Raw genomic sequence first — 398 nt, 5'->3', positions numbered from 1 at the left:
GACGACGACGATCTCCATCGTGTTGCTCCACTTCGTCGTGAGGCCGCCCACTTCACGAGCGGCCCGGGTCTGTCCGTCTGGGCACCCCGTCCGGGGCACCGTGCTCGGCACCACCTCCCGGGTCGCCGGACGCGAGTCCGGACAGCTCGTGGGTCGCACGGGCGAGCGGCCCGGACCGAGGTCTCGGGGGCGTCTCGCCCGCGTGGGACCCCCAGGCTAACCCCCTCTCGCGTGCCAGGGATACCGGTGGCGCGAGGAGGTTCCTCACCTCTTTCGTGACGGCCCCGGGAGGCGGGGTGGCGGCCAGCACGAGGGCGCCGAGGACGTCCGCGCCGACGTCCTCGAGGGCGCGTTCCGCGGCCGCGAGCGTGGAGCCGGTCGTGACCACGTCGTCGACG

1 protein-coding gene is annotated in these 398 nt (G+C 74.1%); it reads right to left on the bottom strand.

The window, feature by feature from the left end; translation table 11 throughout:
• Positions 1 to 52: 52 nt before the first annotated feature.
• On the bottom strand, positions 53 to 398 hold a 346-nt coding region (locus G3I60_RS44885), incomplete at its 5' end, for a ComF family protein (RefSeq protein ID WP_369334881.1).

Origin of the sequence: Streptomyces sp. SID13666 (genome assembly GCF_010548325.1) — a bacterium.
GTDB lineage: Bacteria > Actinomycetota > Actinomycetes > Streptomycetales > Streptomycetaceae > Actinacidiphila > Actinacidiphila fildesensis.
Note: the sequence above shows the minus strand (reverse complement) of the source record. Positions and strands in the feature narration are given on the sequence as shown.